General features: G+C 65.9%; 14 protein-coding genes. 3 read left to right on the top strand and 11 right to left on the bottom strand.

Annotation, left to right across the window (positions count from 1 at the left end; genetic code table 11):
• Positions 1-11: 11 nt before the first annotated feature.
• From K4043_RS07895 to K4043_RS07925, 7 genes are all read right to left on the bottom strand, one after another.
• On the bottom strand, positions 12-1,355 hold the full coding sequence (locus K4043_RS07895; RefSeq protein WP_265308852.1) for an ATP-binding protein: 1,344 nt from the start codon (positions 1,353-1,355) through the stop codon (positions 12-14).
• Positions 1,352-2,692: a sigma-54 dependent transcriptional regulator gene (locus K4043_RS07900; RefSeq protein ID WP_265308853.1), complete on the bottom strand. Its 1,341-nt coding sequence runs from the start codon at positions 2,690-2,692 to the stop codon at positions 1,352-1,354. The genes K4043_RS07895 and K4043_RS07900 overlap by 4 nt, the downstream gene beginning before the upstream one ends.
• A gap of 79 nt (positions 2,693-2,771) precedes the next feature.
• Positions 2,772-3,179 carry a PDZ domain-containing protein gene (locus K4043_RS07905; RefSeq protein WP_265308854.1) on the bottom strand — a complete coding sequence of 136 codons (408 nt, stop codon included), beginning with the start codon at positions 3,177-3,179 and terminating at the stop codon, positions 2,772-2,774.
• Position 3,180: 1 nt separating this feature from the next.
• A complete protein-coding gene (locus K4043_RS07910; protein ID WP_265308856.1) occupies positions 3,181-4,401 on the bottom strand; it encodes an FtsX-like permease family protein in 1,221 nt (406 codons plus the stop codon).
• A gap of 16 nt (positions 4,402-4,417) precedes the next feature.
• Positions 4,418-5,719, bottom strand: a complete 1,302-nt coding sequence (locus K4043_RS07915) for an ABC transporter permease (protein ID WP_265308857.1) — start codon at positions 5,717-5,719, stop codon at positions 4,418-4,420.
• Between the two features lie 8 nt (positions 5,720-5,727).
• Positions 5,728-6,453: an ABC transporter ATP-binding protein gene (locus K4043_RS07920; protein WP_123730117.1), complete on the bottom strand. Its 726-nt coding sequence runs from the start codon at positions 6,451-6,453 to the stop codon at positions 5,728-5,730.
• 42 nt (positions 6,454-6,495) lie between these two features.
• Positions 6,496-7,761, bottom strand: coding sequence for an efflux RND transporter periplasmic adaptor subunit (locus K4043_RS07925; protein ID WP_123730118.1), 1,266 nt, complete (start codon positions 7,759-7,761; stop codon positions 6,496-6,498).
• A gap of 204 nt (positions 7,762-7,965) precedes the next feature.
• Here K4043_RS07925 and glmS point away from each other — a divergent pair, with 204 nt between their 5' ends.
• Complete coding sequence (gene glmS / locus K4043_RS07930) at positions 7,966-9,807, top strand: glutamine--fructose-6-phosphate transaminase (isomerizing) (protein WP_123730119.1); 1,842 nt, start codon at positions 7,966-7,968, stop codon at positions 9,805-9,807.
• Between the two features lie 385 nt (positions 9,808-10,192).
• Positions 10,193-10,624, top strand: coding sequence for a CBS domain-containing protein (locus tag K4043_RS07935; RefSeq protein ID WP_123730120.1), 432 nt, complete (start codon positions 10,193-10,195; stop codon positions 10,622-10,624).
• Positions 10,625-10,686: 62 nt separating this feature from the next.
• On the opposite strand, the gene K4043_RS07940 is transcribed toward K4043_RS07935, so the two are convergent.
• The 3 genes from K4043_RS07940 to K4043_RS07950 all read right to left on the bottom strand — a co-directional run bounded on the left by K4043_RS07940 (position 10,687) and on the right by K4043_RS07950 (position 13,947).
• Positions 10,687-12,138, bottom strand: coding sequence for a UdgX family uracil-DNA binding protein (locus K4043_RS07940; protein ID WP_265308860.1), 1,452 nt, complete (start codon positions 12,136-12,138; stop codon positions 10,687-10,689).
• A gap of 1 nt (position 12,139) precedes the next feature.
• A complete protein-coding gene (locus tag K4043_RS07945) occupies positions 12,140-13,438 on the bottom strand; it encodes a putative DNA modification/repair radical SAM protein (protein WP_123730122.1) in 1,299 nt (432 codons plus the stop codon).
• A gap of 74 nt (positions 13,439-13,512) precedes the next feature.
• Positions 13,513-13,947 (bottom strand): VOC family protein, encoded by a 435-nt coding sequence (locus K4043_RS07950; protein ID WP_265308862.1) that lies wholly within the window; start codon positions 13,945-13,947, stop codon positions 13,513-13,515.
• Positions 13,948-14,130: 183 nt separating this feature from the next.
• Between K4043_RS07950 and K4043_RS07955 the strand changes: the two genes are divergently transcribed.
• Positions 14,131-14,493 (top strand): hypothetical protein, encoded by a 363-nt coding sequence (locus K4043_RS07955; RefSeq protein ID WP_265308863.1) that lies wholly within the window; start codon positions 14,131-14,133, stop codon positions 14,491-14,493.
• 48 nt (positions 14,494-14,541) lie between these two features.
• Here the strand turns inward: K4043_RS07955 and gloA are convergent, their stop codons facing one another.
• Positions 14,542-15,069, bottom strand: coding sequence for a lactoylglutathione lyase (gene gloA, locus K4043_RS07960; RefSeq protein ID WP_123730125.1), 528 nt, complete (start codon positions 15,067-15,069; stop codon positions 14,542-14,544).
• Positions 15,070-15,079: the final 10 nt, after the last annotated feature.

A 15,079-nucleotide genomic window follows, 5' to 3' on the forward strand; every position in this document is an offset into this window, starting at 1 on the left:
GCCGGCTTGACTCAACCCGCGGGCAGGAAGATCGCGACGCACAGGCCGCCTTCGCGGCGGTTCTGCAGTGAGATCCGGCCACCATGGGCTTCCACGATCTCCCGGGTCAGCGCCAGTCCCAATCCGGTCCCGTTGCGCTTGGTGGAATAGAACGGCATCAGCGCGTTCTGCAGCACGGCCTCGTTCATGCCCTTGCCGCGATCGAGCACCTCCAACCGCAACCACTGCGGCAGGCGGGTCAGGCGCACCTCCACGTCATCGGTGGGCGGTTCGGCGTCGGCACACGCCTCGTGTGCGTTCTTGAGCAGGTTCAGCAGTGCCTGGCCCAGCTGGGCGATGTCCACCCGGCTGTGCAGGTCGTCTGGAATCTCCGCCATCCGGAACGGAATCTGGTGCTGCAGCCCGGTGAGGAACATATTCCACTGCACGGTCTGCAGCTGCGGCTGCGGCAGCTTGGCGAACCGCGCATAGCCGCGGATGAAGCCTTCGAGGTGACGTGCGCGGTCTTCGACGGTGGCAAAGACCTCCTCCAGGCGTTCGACCTTGCCACGCCGGACCAGCTCGCCGCCGGAGTGCGCCAGCGACGCGATCGGGGCCAGCGAGTTGTTGAGCTCGTGGCTGATCACCCGTATCACCTTTTTCCAGGTCTGCACTTCCTGCCGGCGCAGTTCCGCCGTCAACAGGCGGATCAACAACAGGTCATGCGGGCGACCATTGAGGTGGAAGTTGCGCCGTGACAGGTGGTAGACCTGTTCGTCGTCCTCATCGCCGTCTTCTTCGCGCACCGCGAACAGGCTGTCGCCACCGCGGGCGATGGCGTCGCGTAGTTCGACCGGCATGGTCTCCATGACATCGTGCATGCGCTGGCCTTCCAGCTTCCAGCCGTTGTGCAGCAGCTTGCGCGCGGCCAGGTTGGAAAACACCACCCGCTGCACACCATCGCCGCCGTGCGACAGCAGCAGCATCGACACCGGCGTGTTTTGCACCATCGTATCGAGCAGCAGTTCGCGCTGGACCAGCTCCTGACGCTGCGCACGCAGCACATCGCCCAGCTCGCGATGGGCCTGGACCAGATCGCCCAGCTCGTCGTTGGCGGGCCAGTAGATGCCGAAGTTGTACTCGCCATCGCGGTAGCTGCTGGTCGTGCCGGACAGGGCGCGCAGCAGTGAGCGGATCGGCGCGGTGGCACGGCGCAGGCTCCACCACATCAGCGACAACAGGATGATCGTCGAGATGAACGTCACCGCCCAGCCGTGGTCCAGCCAGAATGCCAGGTACCACGGGAATGCCGCGGCCAGCGCCAGCACCGGCAGCAGGCGCAGGAACAACCGGAAGGTGAACGAACGCCGCTTCATTCGCGCGGGATGCCGTAACGGTCCATGCGCCGGTACAGCGCCTGGCGGCTGAGCCCGAGTTCGGCGGCGGTCTGCGCGATGATGCCGTGGTTGTGGGCCAGCGCGTTCTCGATCCGGCTGCGGTCCGGATCCACCACCGGGCTGGCCGCACGGGGCGCGGCAGTGCGCGGCAGGTTGAGATCACCCACCTCGATGCGCGGACCGGTGGACAGCAGTTCGGCGCGTTGCAGCACATTGCGCAGTTCACGGACATTGCCCGGCCACGGATGGCGCTGCAGCGCGGTGGCCGCGGCCGTGGACAGCGGCTTGCCACTGTCCAGGAAGCGCTCGGCCAGCGGCAGGATGTCGCCGGGGCGCTCGGCCAGCGGTGGCAACGCCAGCTCGACGGTATTGAGGCGGTAGTACAGATCCTCGCGGAACTGGCCGTCGCGGATCATCGCCGGCAGGTCGGCGTTGGTAGCGCTGATGACGCGCACTTTGACCTGCCGCTCGCGGTTGGAACCCAAGCGTTCGAAACGACCGGTTTCGAGCACGCGCAGCAGCTTCATCTGGCCGCTGGGGGAGAGATTGCCGATCTCGTCCAGGAACAGCGTGCCGCCATCGGCGGCCTCGAACTTGCCTTCGCGCGCCTTGTTGGCGCCGGTGTAGGCACCGGCTTCGGCACCAAACAGCTCGGCTTCGATCAGCTCGGAGGGAATCGCACCGCAGTTGAGGGCAACGAACGGGCCCTTGGCGACCAGCGAATTGGCCTGGATGATCTCGGCGATCTTCTCCTTGCCCGCGCCATTCGGGCCGGTGATCAGCACCGGCAGCGCCGAGCGTGCGACCTGGCAGGCCAGGCTCACCACGCGCTCACTGGCCGCATCGGCGACGATTGCGCCGCGCAGATCGTAGCGGGCTTCCAGTGCAGAACGGTTGCGTTGCTCACGGTCGCGGCGGCGATCGAGTTCCCGGCGGGTTTCAGACAGTTCCAGCAGGTTGTTGACCGTGATCAGCAGCTTGCGGTCGTCCCATGGCTTGGCCAGGTAATCGGCGGCGCCGGCCTTGACCAGATCGACCGCGCTGCTCAGATGCGTCCAGGCGGTCAACAGGATCACCGGCAGGTCCGGGTGGCGTGCACGGATCTGCAGGAACAGTGCTTCGCCTTCTTCGCCGGAGGTCGTGTCTTCGGTGAAGTTCATGTCCTGGATCACCAGGTCCACCGGCTGCTGTTCCAGCAGGGCCAGGCCCTGCTCGGGCGAGAGCGCGTGCAGGGTGTCGATGTCGTGCAGCGAGAACAGCACGTTCAGTGCGGTGCCGACGCTGGCGTTGTCGTCAATGATCAGGATCGAGGGCATGCGGCAGCGTAGGACCGGAAGTGGGATCAAGAGTACCGGAGCGCCGGGCCAAGAGGCAGATGGCCCGGCGTGGCTGCCCTCAGCCGCCGGCGCGGGGTGCCTGCGGAATGGCCGGGGTTTCCACCGCCAGCGCTTCGCTCCAGGCGGCGCTGTCGACGTAGACGGTCTTCTGGTTGCCCTTGCGCAGCACCGTGACGGGCACACGGGAGCCCTTGTTGCCGCCGAGGGTGTGGGTCAGGTCAGCGATCCTGCGCACCTGCTGGTCGCCCACGCGGATGATCCGGTCACCGCTGCGCAGGCCAAAGTAGGTGCTCGGCTCGGTGGTGGTGACCCGCACGATGCCATCCTGCGCATCGACCACCAGGTGGTGGCCGGCATCACGCCATTCCAGGCGTGAGGTGTCGGTCTGGGCGGCCGCCAGCGCGGGGGCACCGGCCAGCAGGAGGGACAGCAACAGGGGGGTGATCCTGGTCTTGGTCTGGCGCATTTCAGGCACTCCGGGTGGCAACAGCGGGTGGAACGGCGGCGGCACGACGTGCCGGGCCGAAGACAGCGATCTGGCCAAGCAACCACAACAGCACCGCGCCGATCGGCAGGTAACTGATGGGCATGCGCGGCAGCTCGTAGTTGTTCATCAGCCACAGATTGATCGTGTAGGCCATCAACATGCCCAGCACGATGCCGACCGTGGCCAACAGGAAGTTCTCGGTCTGGAAGTAGCGCAGGATCTGGCTGCGGGTGGCGCCGAGCGCCCGGCGGATGCCGATCTGCTTGGTCCGCTGCTGCACCCAGAAACTGGCCAGGCCGACGATGCCCAGCGCGGTGACCACCAGCAGCGCCACGCAGACGGTGATCAGCAGGCCGACCATGGCGCGGTCGTTGGCAAACGTCTTGTGGCGGACCTGCTCGTAGGTGAGCTTCGCGCGCACCATGCGGCTGGGATCCACCCGTTCCAGTGCAGCAACCGCCGCTTTGAGGACCTCATCGCGGCGGGCGGGGTCGGTGACACGGATCAGGTAGAACCCCATGTCATAGCTCATCCGGATCGGCAGCAGCATCGAGTGATGCGTGTCGCCCTCGACGCTGCCCGGGCGCGCTAGCGCTTCGACCACGCCGGTCACGCGCAATGGCATGCGGCCGCTGTAAATCGTCTTGCCCAGTGCATCGCCACCCGGGTAGAGCTTTTCGGCGGCCGAACGGGTCAGGATGACGGAACTGCCCTTGGAATCGGCTGTCTCGTCGGCGACCACCTCGCTGTACTCACGGTACTCGCCGGGCTGGAAATCGCTGCCGGCCACCAGCTTCAGTCCCAGCGTTTCCAACACGCCTTCGCGGGCGAAGTACTGCGATGCGCTCAGCGTCGGGCGCTCCTGGTCGGGCACCCGGGACAGGGTGGAGTTCCACGAGTTGCGGCGGAACGGCAGCTGGTTGATGGTCACCACGCTCTTGACGCCGGGCACGCTGCGCAGCGCAGCCAGGTCCTCACGGGTGCGGGCTTCCACGTTCACCTGCTTACCGACACCGCCCAGGCGGATCTCCATCAGTTCGGTTTCGGCGATGCCGCTGGGCTGGTTGATCTTCTCGATCCGCTGGCCGATCAGGAACAGCGCGTTGCAGACGATCGCGCAGGTCAGTGCGATCTCCAGCACGATCAGCGCTGCGGCGGTCTTGTGCCGACGCAGGGTGGAAAGAATGGGACGGATATCCATGATGTGCTCCGGATCCTTACTGCGATTTGAGTTGGATGGCGGGGGTGACCTGCATGGCGCGCAATGCAGGCAGGAAGCCTGCCAGCAGGCTGGCGACGAGGGTCAGCGCAAAGGTCATCAGCAACATCTGTCCATCCAGCGTCGCCAGCTTGGCGTAGTCCACCGGTTGCTGACGCACCGCGTACAGCCCCAGCAGCGCCAGCAGCAGGCCGAGCAGGCCACCGGCCAGGCCCACCGTGCCGGCTTCGACCAGCGATTGCAGGAAGATCTGCCCACGGCTGGCGCCGAGCGCGCGACGCACACCAATCTCACCGCTGCGGCGTAGGAATTTAGCCAGCAGCAGGCCGACCGTGTTGATCAGGCACACCAGCAGGAAGCCCATCGCCAGCCACAGCTGCAGGCGCACATCGCCCGGCACGACCTGCTTGTGGTCCAGCCAGTCCATGACGCTGCGCAGGCGCACATTCGGTGCGCGCTCAAAGCGGCCTGCGGACTTCTGCTGGGCCGAGTAGTTCTCCAGGTAGGCGCGGTAGTCGGCGGCATCGGCCGGCGAGGCCAGTTCCAACCAGTACTGCATCCAGGTGCACGGTGCATTGACCGCCGTTTCATCGCCACCGGAGTTGTCCCAGCAGTTCATGTTCCCGTTGCGGCCCAGCCTGAGCTCCAGCGCGGTGGAGAGAGGTATGTAGATGTCCTCGCTGCCACCGTATCTGCCGGTCTCCAGATCATAGAAGTGTGGGTTCGGATTCCACTCGTCCAGCACGCCCACCACCGTGAAGGTGTGGCCGTCCATGCGCAGCGGTTTGCCGACGCTGTTGGCGCCATCGAACAGCTTCTGGTTGAGCGCCTGCGAAATGACCACCACGCGGCCGCGCCCGTCGTCGTCGGCCACCGGCCAGGCACGACCGTACTGGAACGGCGTATCGAACATCGGGAAGAAATCGGTGGAGGTGTAGCGTGCATCGGTATCGAACGGACGCAGCGAGGCCTTGTCCGGCTCGATGGTCACGCCACCACCGGTCATCAGGGCCTGGTGTTTGGCATGCTTCTCACGCAGCAGTGCCTCGCCATCGAAGCGGGTCAGCTGCTCCTCCGGTTCCTCGCCAGGCTGGTAGCCCAGCATCGGGCGCGGATCGACCTGCACGGCGAACAGCCGATCGCTCTTCTGCGGAATCGGATCGCCGGACAGCACGTGGAACACGGTCAGTGTGGTCATCGACGCGCCGATGCCCAGCGCGATGGCGACCACCATCAGCGCGGTCAGCACCTTGTTGCGCCGGAAGCTGCGCAGGGCCAGTCGGAAGTAGTAGGCGAGCATGGCGGGCCTCAGTCGTTGGCAATGGCGGCGGCGACGGACGGGCGCGGCGTGGCGAGCACCGGATCGCGCAGCAGATCGGTGACCTGGCCATCGACGATGTGCACGTTGCGCTTGGCTCGCGCGGCCAGCTCCGGGTCATGGGTGACCATGACGATGGTGGTGCCCTTGGCGTTGATCTCTTCCAGCAGTTCCATCACGCCACGCGCCATCTGGCTGTCCAGGTTGCCGGTCGGTTCATCGGCCAGCAGCAGGCGGGGGCTGCCCGCAAGCGCACGCGCGATCGCGGCGCGCTGCTGCTGACCGCCCGACAGCTCGGCCGGGTAGTGCTTCATGCGCGAGCCCAGGCCCACCTGGGCCAGCGCATGTTCGATGCGCTGCTTGCGCTCTGCCGCCGGCATGCCGCGGTAGCGCAGCGGCACATCGACGTTGTCGAACAGGTTCAGATCGGAGATCAGATTGAAGCCCTGGAAGATGAAGCCGATCTTCTGGTTGCGCAGCCGGCTGCGCGCGTCGTCGCCGAGCTGGCTGACGTCCTGGCCATCCAGCAGGTAGGTGCCGCTGGTGAAGGTCTCCAGCAGGCCGGCGATATTGAGGAAGGTGGTCTTGCCCGAACCGGACGGACCGGTCACGGCGACGAACTCACCTTCGCGCACGTGCAGATCCAGCGACCGCAGGGCATGGGTTTCCACCTGTTCGGTGCGGAAGACTTTGGCGACCGAGCGCATTTCAAGCATGGCTGTGTTCCTTTGAATGTCGGGAAGATCGAAAGGGGTGAATCAGTTGATGGACACGCGCTCGGCATCGCCGAACAGATCGCTGCCGGACACCACGACACGATCGCCGGGTTGCAGGCCAGAGAGGATTTCAACTTCGCCCAGGCTGCTCACACCGAGCTTGACCGGGCGGCGAACGGCACTGCTGCCGTCCATGACGTAGGCGTAGCCGTTGCCCTGTTCAACAAACGGGCCACGCTCGATCTTCAGTGCGTTGCGGCGGGTATCGAGCAGTACGCGTGCCTGCATGCGCTGGCTCTGGCGCAGGCCCTGCGGCTGCTTGTCGGAGAAGCGGATGCGGGCGTTGACCTCGCCGGCGACTACCTCCGGGGAGACGGCGGAGATCTCACCGGCAAACTGGCCGCTGCCGCCGGTGAGCTGGGCGGGCATGCCGATCGACAGCTCGCGGGCGAAGCTCTCCGGTACCTTGATCTCGATCTCGAAGCGGGACAGATCGACCACGCCCAGGATCGGTGCATTGGCGACCACGTTGGTGTGCTGGGTGGCCTGCACCTGGCCGACCTGGCCATCGAACGGGGCACGCAGGGTGAGCGCATCGACTTGGCGTTCGACTTCGGTCACCACGGCACGCTGGCGATCGGCCAGCAGGCGCTTGTTGCGCGCGTCCAGATCGGCGCCCTGTGCCTTCAACATCGCATCCTTGCGGGCATGTTCCAGCTGGATGTCGCTCTTCTTGACCGTGTCTTCAGCCTTGGCGACATCGACCTGCGGTACCGCGCCGCCATCGAAACCGCGCTTGTAGCGCTCCAGATCGCGCACTGCGGCCTGGCGTTCGATCACGGCCTGGTCGGTGTCTTTCTGGGCAGTGGCACGGGCGAGGGTGGCATCCAGGGTGGCGCGGCTGGCCTCGGCCTGCAGGCCGGCCAGCGTGGCCTGTTCCTGGGCCAGTTTGCTGCGCAGTTCCGGGCTGTCGATCACGGCCAGCTCCTGGCCCTGCTTGACCACGTCACCGGCGACCACCTTCAGGGTCACGGTGCCGGCGGAGATGGCGTAGAGCACCGGATTGTTGGCGGCGATCACGCGGCCGTCGGCAGCGATATCGCGGACCATGTCGCCCCGGGTGACCTCGGCGACGCGGACACGGGCGCTGTCAAAGGAGCGGCTGGCGCCGAGCCACGCGCGGGCGGCGAAGCCGATCGCCAGCAGCACGACCAGGGCGGCGACCGCCGGCCACAGCCAGCGCTTCCACGGGGCGGGCGCGGCGTGCGAGGAAAGGGTCTGGTCCTGGGCGGAAGTGTCGCGGATCATCGGGCTCGTTCGCGGTTGGGTTGTGAAATAACAAAGCAGACTTCGTGCCAACTTTTCACCCTTTGAAAACAATGGCTTGCGAATCCTGCGGCGTGTCCGGGTGTCCGCGGACACGGGACCGGACACTTTCGTTAAGCGGACAGCGCCCAAGCCGCCCGGGTCGCCACGCTAGAATGCGAGGCTAACCACCAGGGATCTGAATCTATGTGCGGCATTGTGGGAGCGATCGCCCATCGCGACGTGGTACCGGTACTCATCGAAGGATTGAAGCGACTGGAATACCGGGGCTACGACTCCTCCGGCATTGCGGTGATCGATACCGCTGCCGCTGAAGCTGACGTCCGTCGTGTGCGCCGTACCGGCCGCGTGGCCGAGATGGAGAAGGCCGCTGCGAGCGAAGGCTTCCAGTCGCTGCTCGGCATCGGCCACACGCGCTGGGCCACCCACGGTGGCGTGACCGAGGCCAACGCCCACCCGCACATCAGCCACGGTGTGGCGCTGGTGCACAACGGCATCATCGAGAACCATGAGGAGCAGCGTGAGAAGCTGCGCGCGCTGGGCTACACCTTCGAGTCGCAGACCGATACCGAAGTGATCGCGCACCTGATGCACCATCACCTCAAGGAAGGCGACAGCCTGCTCTCGGCGCTGCAGCGCACGGTCAAGGAGTTGACCGGTGCCTACGCGCTGGCGGTGATGAGCCGTGCAGAGCCGGACCACTTCGTCTGCGCGCGCATGGGCTGCCCACTGCTGGTCGGCCTGGGCGAGGGCGAGAACTTCGTCGCCTCCGACGTCTCGGCGATCATCCAGGCCACCCGCACGGTGATCTTCCTGGAAGAGGGCGATACCGCCGACATCCGCCGCGACGGCGTGCAGGTGTACGACGAGCACAACCAGCCGATCGTGCGCGATGTGCACCTGTCGGATGTCTCGCTCGCGTCGCTGGAGCTGGGTCCGTACCGCCACTTCATGCAAAAGGAAATCCACGAGCAGCCGCGCGCGCTCGGCGACACCATCGAGGCGGCGATCGACGCCGGTGGCTTCCCGGCGACGCTGTTCGGCAAGAACGCCGAGGCGGTGTTGTCGGGTATCGAAGGCGTGCAGATCCTCGCCTGCGGCACCAGTTACTACGCCGGCCTGACGGCACGCTACTGGATTGAATCCATCGCCGGCCTGCCGTGCAGCGTGGAGATCGCCAGCGAGTATCGCTACCGTGCGGCGTACGCCAATCCCAAGCATCTGATCGTCACCATTTCGCAGTCCGGCGAAACGCTGGATACGATGGAAGCGCTCAAGTACGCCAAGTCGCTCGGTCATCTGCATACGCTGTCGATCTGCAACGTGCCCGAGAGCGCGATTCCGCGCGCGAGCGAACTGGTCTGCTACACCCGCGCCGGTGCCGAGATCGGTGTCGCCTCGACCAAGGCCTTCACCACTCAGCTGGCCGCCTTGTTCCAGCTCACCGTGGTGCTGGGCAAACTGCACGGCCGCATCGATGCTGCGCAGGAAGCGGACTACCTGGAGCAGCTGCGCTTCCTGCCGGGCAGCGTGCAGCACGCGCTGAACATGGAGCCGCAGATCGCCGCATGGGCCGAGCGCTTCGCACGCAAGAGCAGTGCACTGTTCCTGGGGCGTGGCCTGCATTACCCGATCGCGCTGGAAGGCGCGCTCAAGCTCAAGGAGATCACCTATATCCACGCCGAGGCGTACCCGGCCGGTGAGCTCAAGCACGGCCCGCTGGCGCTGGTGGATGAAGACATGCCGGTGGTGGTGATCGCCCCGAACGACAGCCTGCTGGAGAAGGTCAAATCCAACATGCAGGAAGTGCGTGCGCGCGGCGGCGAACTGTTCGTGTTCGCCGACCAGGACAGCAACTTCGTGGAGTCCGACGGCGTGCACGTGATCCGCACGCCGCGCCATGTCGGCGCGCTGAGCGCGGTCGTGCATACCATCCCGGTGCAGCTGCTGGCGTACCACACCGCACTGGCCCGCGGGACAGATGTGGACAAGCCGCGCAACCTGGCCAAGAGCGTGACGGTGGAGTGATGTGTCCGCTGCCGAGGCGGCGCTGACACGTATCTAGGGTGGCCCTGCGGGCCACCCTTTTTTGTGCGATCACCCCGTTGTAGAGCCACCCCATGGGTGGCTGCGGGAGCCGGAGCGAAGAACAGCCACCCATGGGGTGGCTCTACACGGCCGTCTGCAGCGGAACTTTAGTCTCAGTCTGCTGAGGCATTCAGCGACGGTTTTAACGACGGTGCCATTCTCAGGGTCGTGCACCGCGTTCCACGACGAACCGTCCCAGATTTGCAAACTCCTGGGCCCGGGTGCGGTCGTAGAATCGAGTGACCGAGGCACGGCGGTCTCACTGCCGACCTCGCTGTAATCAGGCGCATCTCTCGACTTCAGTACCCTGCACCAGGAAACAAGAATGAACGTCCGCGAACTCCTGCAATCCAAGAAAGAAACGATCGTCACCATCGATGTGGAAGACACCATCGGTGCGGCGGCCCACAAGATGAGCGCGCATAAGATCGCTGCCCTTGTGGTCATGAAAGATGATGCGCCGGTGAGGATCATTTCCGAGAAAGACATCGTGCGCACGCTGGCCGACGACGGCCCGCAGGCCGGGCGCCGGGTCATTTCCACGCTGCCGTCGGCAGGGTTGGAAGGCATCGGACCGGACGCCACCCTCAAGCAGGCGATGGCGCTCATGACCTACTCGCGTCACCGCCACCTGATGGTGACCGAAGACGCCAAGCTGGTCGGCATCCTGAGCCTGGGCGACATCGTCAAGAATCTGCTCAGCGAGCTGGAGCTGGAAAAGGCGGTGCTGCAGGACATCTACATGGCGGCGCACTGATACTGCCCGTGTCCAGCTGACGGGTAACGCCGGCTGCCGGCCGGCAACCCCACGCTGGAGAATCAACGTCGGCCGTCAAGGCCGTTCAGCTGCTGAAGGTCCGACAGCAGCAGCCGATAGGCTGCCTGCTGTGGCTCACCTGCCGGCTGCCGTAACACCCACGACGGATGCACGGTGGCGAATGCACGGGTGCCGTCCTCCAGTGAGTGCCAGCGTCCGTGGTTTGCCATCAGGTTGAACCCGGCGCCGAACACCGCGGTGGCTGCACTCGCCCCCAGGCAGACGATCACCTGCGGTCGCACGTTCTCGATCTCGCCCATCAGCCACGGCCGGCACGCATTGATGTGGGTGATCTGCGGCTTGCTGTGAATGCGACGCTTGCCGCGCCGTTCGAAGCGGAAGTGCTTGACCGCGTTGGTCAGGTAGAGCGTGCGGCGATCCATGCCAAGCTCGCGCAGGGCGCGATCCAGCAGCTGTCCGGCGGGACCGACGAACGGGTGCCCGCTGAGGTCCTCGCTGTCGCCGGGCTGCTCGCCCACCAGCATGATCCGTGCGTCCTGTGGGCCTTCGCCGAACACGGTCTGCGTGGCCGGCTCCCAGAGTGGGCAGCGTCGGCACGCGGCGGCCGCATCGCGCAGGGCATCGAGTGTGGCAGGTGGGGTATCCGCTACCGGCGTGGGTGAGGCGATGGCCTCGGGGATACGCCGTCGCGGGGCCTGTGCCTCACGGTCGTGCATCTCCTGCACCCGGTCACCGGCATCACGGACCAGCTGCGGCAGCAACGACGCCTCGGGCAGGTGTTTCCAGTATCTGGCCGGCATCTCCTGCTGCATCATCCGCGTGTTGAGCCGTGCCGGATTGAAGATGTTGGCGTAGTAGGTGCGCCACAGTTCTTCGCGCGCATCCTCAACGGGCGCATCGCTCTGGTGGCCACCCGGACCAAACGACAGCGCCTGCCCATCCCAGTGCACGCTGCGGTACGGCGTCAGGATCGCCCAGCGCATGCCGGCGAAGCGACGCGCGAAGAATGGCGCCACGCGATCCACGATCTGGTGATCCGGTTCGAACCAGGCAATGAAGGCATCCTGCTCGCCGGGCACTTCGCGGAAGCGGACGAACGCTTTCATTTTATGCGTGTCGCGGCGGACTGCCTGGCTCAGGGCCATGGCGCGCAGCACGTCGGGATCGGCGGGGTTGGACAGCAGGCTGCGCTCGCCATGCGTGATGCGCCAGAGCATGCGGTAGAGCAGCGACATCCGTTGCGGATCGCGATGGCACAGGCAGATGGCAGCCAGCTCGACAAACGCCTTGGAGACATACATTTGCGGCTCGGCCAGTGGCGTGCGGCCATCGTCCAGCGAGGTCAGTGACGGGGCATCAAGCAATGAAGCCCCCTGATCCTGCAGCCAGTCCAGCTGATCCGGTGGCACCGCGTGGCGCAAGGCCAGCCGCGCGGCCGCGCGCCATGCATCCAACGACCATGCCGGCTCGACACGCACACTCCAGCGTGACATGTCAGTGGGCAGCAGCGTCGGGGAACAATGCGCCCTGTCGCGGCGGTGGCGCCAGCCGCGCCCGCAGCGCCGCCGGATCATCCAGTGCACGCCGCGGATGATGGTCGGCCAACTGCACGAACGGCAGCAGCTTGCTCATCGGTGCACGCAGACGGGCCACATCGGCCACGCGCAGGCGTCCATGTCGCCGCGCCATCAGCACCCGCTTGACGTTGCGCACGCCAAGCCCGGGTACGCGCAGCAGCAGCTCCTTGGGCGCGATATTGAGATCGACCGGGAAGCGCTCGGGGTGGCGGATCGCCCAGGCCATCTTCGGGTCGATGTCCAGGTCCAGCATGCCGCCTTGGGTGGTATCGGTGATTTCCTCCACACCGTACCCGTAGAAGCGCAGCAGCCAGTCGGCCTGGTAGAGGCGATGCTCACGTGCCAGCGGTGGCGCCTGCAGGGGCAGCGCCTTGCTGGCATCGGGAATAGGGCTGAAGGCGGAGTAGTAGACGCGGCGCATCCGATAATTGCCGTACAGATTGTCGGCCGCGCTGAGGATCTGGTTGTCGCTGGCACCGTCCGCACCAACGATCATCTGGGTGCTCTGCCCGGCAGGGGCGAAGCGGGGGGCACGCGCACGCCGCCCGCGCGGGGCCGGTGACGGTGCGGATACCGCAGTGCTGGCTGGATCGGACTTGCGCGCCTCTTTGGCTTCCTCGATCTGCCAGCGCAGCTCACCCATGGCGCCCCGGATCGAGGGCAGTGACTTCTCCGGTGCGAAACTGGCCAGCCCGGCTTCGGTGGGCAGCTCGATGTTGATCGACAGCCGATCGGCATGGCGCCCGGCGGCGGCAAGCAGTTCCGGCGATGCTTCGGGGATGGTCTTGAGGTGGATGTACCCGGCGAACCGGTGTTCCTCGCGCAGCACCCGCGCCACTTCCACCATCCGTTCCATGGTGTAGTCGGCGTTGCGGATGATCCCACTGGAGAGGAACAGGCCTTCGATGTAGTTGCGCTTGTAGAAATCCATCGTCAGCGCGACCACTTCGTCCACGCTGAAGCGGGCCCGCTGCACGTTGCTCGACACGCGGTTGACGCAGTACGCGCAGTCGTAGATGCAGAAGTTGGTCAGCAGGATTTTCAGCAGCGACACACACCGGCCATCCGGCGTGTAGCTGTGGCAGATGCCCATGCCCTCGGTGCTGCCGATGCCACCGGACGCACGCGAATCACGCTTGCCCGCGCCGCTGGAGGCGCAGGACGCATCGTACTTCGCGGCATCGGCAAGGATGGCCAGTTTGCGGATCGTCTCCATGGAGCGACCGTACCGGGGCGCGGTCTCATCCAGTGAGACGGGTCAGCCCGCGCCTGAAGAGTTCAGATTGCGGCTCAGCTGTCGAAGCTCACCTTCACCGATTCCGCGCTGTACCTCGCCGGCCCATGGAACACCACCTCGATGTTGTTGCCATCCGGATCCAGCGCGAATGCCGCGTAGTAACCGGGATGGTAAGGGCGTTCGCCCGGCGCACCGTTGTCCTTCCCGCCATTGGCCAATGCGGCCTGGTGGAAGGCGTCCACGGTCGCGTGGTCGCGGGCCTGGAAGGCGAGATGATGGCGGCCGGTGAGTTGGCCAAGCGCTGCTTCACTGTCCGCCGTGGAAATGAACAGCTCATCGGCCCAGAAATAGGTGTCGCCTTCACCGGCAATCGGGATCCCGATCGTGTCGAACACGGCCTGGTAGAAGCGGCGGCTGTCGGCGAGATCCTTGACCACCAGCTGCAGGTGATCGATCAGGCGGCCGCGGTGCAGTTCCATGGTTTCCATACCGACTCCGTTGGGTGGGTGGACGGTCCGCAGATATACCACTGCACGCGGTTGGACACAGTGTCGCCGTCTCGATCTTGCTGACCACGCGCGTGGACCTGTCGGCCGCAGCCCTTCCGCCAGCCCACGCGCTGACCTACGCTGCGCGCTGGCGTCATGAACGCGCAGACGGAGGAGGGAACGATGCTGTGGATGGTGATGATGGCCCAGGCGGTCGCAGGCGACGCCGGCTATGAACAGGTGCGCGCACTGGCGCATCGTGATGAAGCCAGCTTGGCGCCGGCGGCGTACACGGAAATGCTGGACAGCATGAGCCGGGTGGGCGGCGCGAGTTTCGCGCGGTGCATGCCGAAACCCGCGCCGGAGACGCTGGCACCGTTCACAGTGGTGCTGCAGCTGGATGCGCAGGGCAAGGTGGTGCGGACGTGGCGCGAAGGCGACGAAACGGTCGCACGCTGTGTCGATGCGGGGTTTGCCGGGAAAACCCTGTTCGTACCACCGAAGGCGCCGTTCCATGCGGCCTTCGAGTTCCAGGTCCAGCCATGACGCCCACGACGCGCCGGTAGCTGCCGGCGCATCGCGGAGCGGCCGGGATCAGGCGATCGGGGTGTTGGAGATGATCTCCACCCAGTAGCCGTCCGGGTCCTTGATGAAGGCCAGGTGCTTCATGCGGCCATCTTCCAGGCGCTTCTGGTAGGGCACCTGCAGCGCATCGAAACGCTTGCAGGCGGCCTGGATGTCCGGCACGGACACGCAGATGTGGCCGAAGCCGCGCGGATCGCTGTTGCCGTCGTGATAGACCGCGCCGGCCTGGGTTTCAGTGCCGTGGTTGTGGGTCAGCTCCAGCACGCCGGGAATCCCGGCCATCCACACGCGGCGGGCGTCGTCGCCCTCGGGGATCTGCGTGCCGGCCGGCAGCAGGGCCAGGAAGTACAGGCTGAATTCGGCGTCGGGGAAGTGGCGCAGATCGATCAGGCGGAAGCCGAGCACGCCGGTGTAGAACGCCAGCGAGGCGGCAGCATCCTTCACGCGCAGCATGGTGTGGTTGAACACGAAACCGGTGGTTTCGGCCGGCGGCTGGGCGGCGACACCCGGCTGGGTCTGGAAAGCGGCAAGGGACATGGGGATCCTG

This window comes from Stenotrophomonas sp. SRS1 (assembly GCF_026130205.1).
GTDB classification, from domain to species: domain Bacteria; phylum Pseudomonadota; class Gammaproteobacteria; order Xanthomonadales; family Xanthomonadaceae; genus Stenotrophomonas; species Stenotrophomonas rhizophila_B.

What these genes read in the sequence shown, in the direction of transcription:
- K4043_RS07895 (WP_265308852.1), bottom strand. Translation starts at nt 1,355, where the DNA reads ATGAAGCGGCGTTCGTTCACCTTCCGGTTGTTCCTGCGCCTGCTGCCG.
- K4043_RS07945 (WP_123730122.1), bottom strand. Translation starts at nt 13,438, where the DNA reads ATGGAGACGATCCGCAAACTGGCCATCCTTGCCGATGCCGCGAAGTAC.
- K4043_RS07905 (WP_265308854.1), bottom strand. Translation starts at nt 3,179, where the DNA reads ATGCGCCAGACCAAGACCAGGATCACCCCCCTGTTGCTGTCCCTCCTG.
- gloA (WP_123730125.1), bottom strand. Translation starts at nt 15,069, where the DNA reads ATGTCCCTTGCCGCTTTCCAGACCCAGCCGGGTGTCGCCGCCCAGCCG.
- K4043_RS07925 (WP_123730118.1), bottom strand. Translation starts at nt 7,761, where the DNA reads ATGATCCGCGACACTTCCGCCCAGGACCAGACCCTTTCCTCGCACGCC.
- K4043_RS07910 (WP_265308856.1), bottom strand. Translation starts at nt 4,401, where the DNA reads ATGGATATCCGTCCCATTCTTTCCACCCTGCGTCGGCACAAGACCGCC.
- K4043_RS07940 (WP_265308860.1), bottom strand. Translation starts at nt 12,138, where the DNA reads ATGTCACGCTGGAGTGTGCGTGTCGAGCCGGCATGGTCGTTGGATGCA.
- K4043_RS07950 (WP_265308862.1), bottom strand. Translation starts at nt 13,947, where the DNA reads ATGGAAACCATGGAACTGCACCGCGGCCGCCTGATCGATCACCTGCAG.
- K4043_RS07955 (WP_265308863.1), top strand. Translation starts at nt 14,131, where the DNA reads ATGCTGTGGATGGTGATGATGGCCCAGGCGGTCGCAGGCGACGCCGGC.
- glmS (WP_123730119.1), top strand. Translation starts at nt 7,966, where the DNA reads ATGTGCGGCATTGTGGGAGCGATCGCCCATCGCGACGTGGTACCGGTA.
- K4043_RS07900 (WP_265308853.1), bottom strand. Translation starts at nt 2,692, where the DNA reads ATGCCCTCGATCCTGATCATTGACGACAACGCCAGCGTCGGCACCGCA.
- K4043_RS07915 (WP_265308857.1), bottom strand. Translation starts at nt 5,719, where the DNA reads ATGCTCGCCTACTACTTCCGACTGGCCCTGCGCAGCTTCCGGCGCAAC.
- K4043_RS07935 (WP_123730120.1), top strand. Translation starts at nt 10,193, where the DNA reads ATGAACGTCCGCGAACTCCTGCAATCCAAGAAAGAAACGATCGTCACC.
- K4043_RS07920 (WP_123730117.1), bottom strand. Translation starts at nt 6,453, where the DNA reads ATGCTTGAAATGCGCTCGGTCGCCAAAGTCTTCCGCACCGAACAGGTG.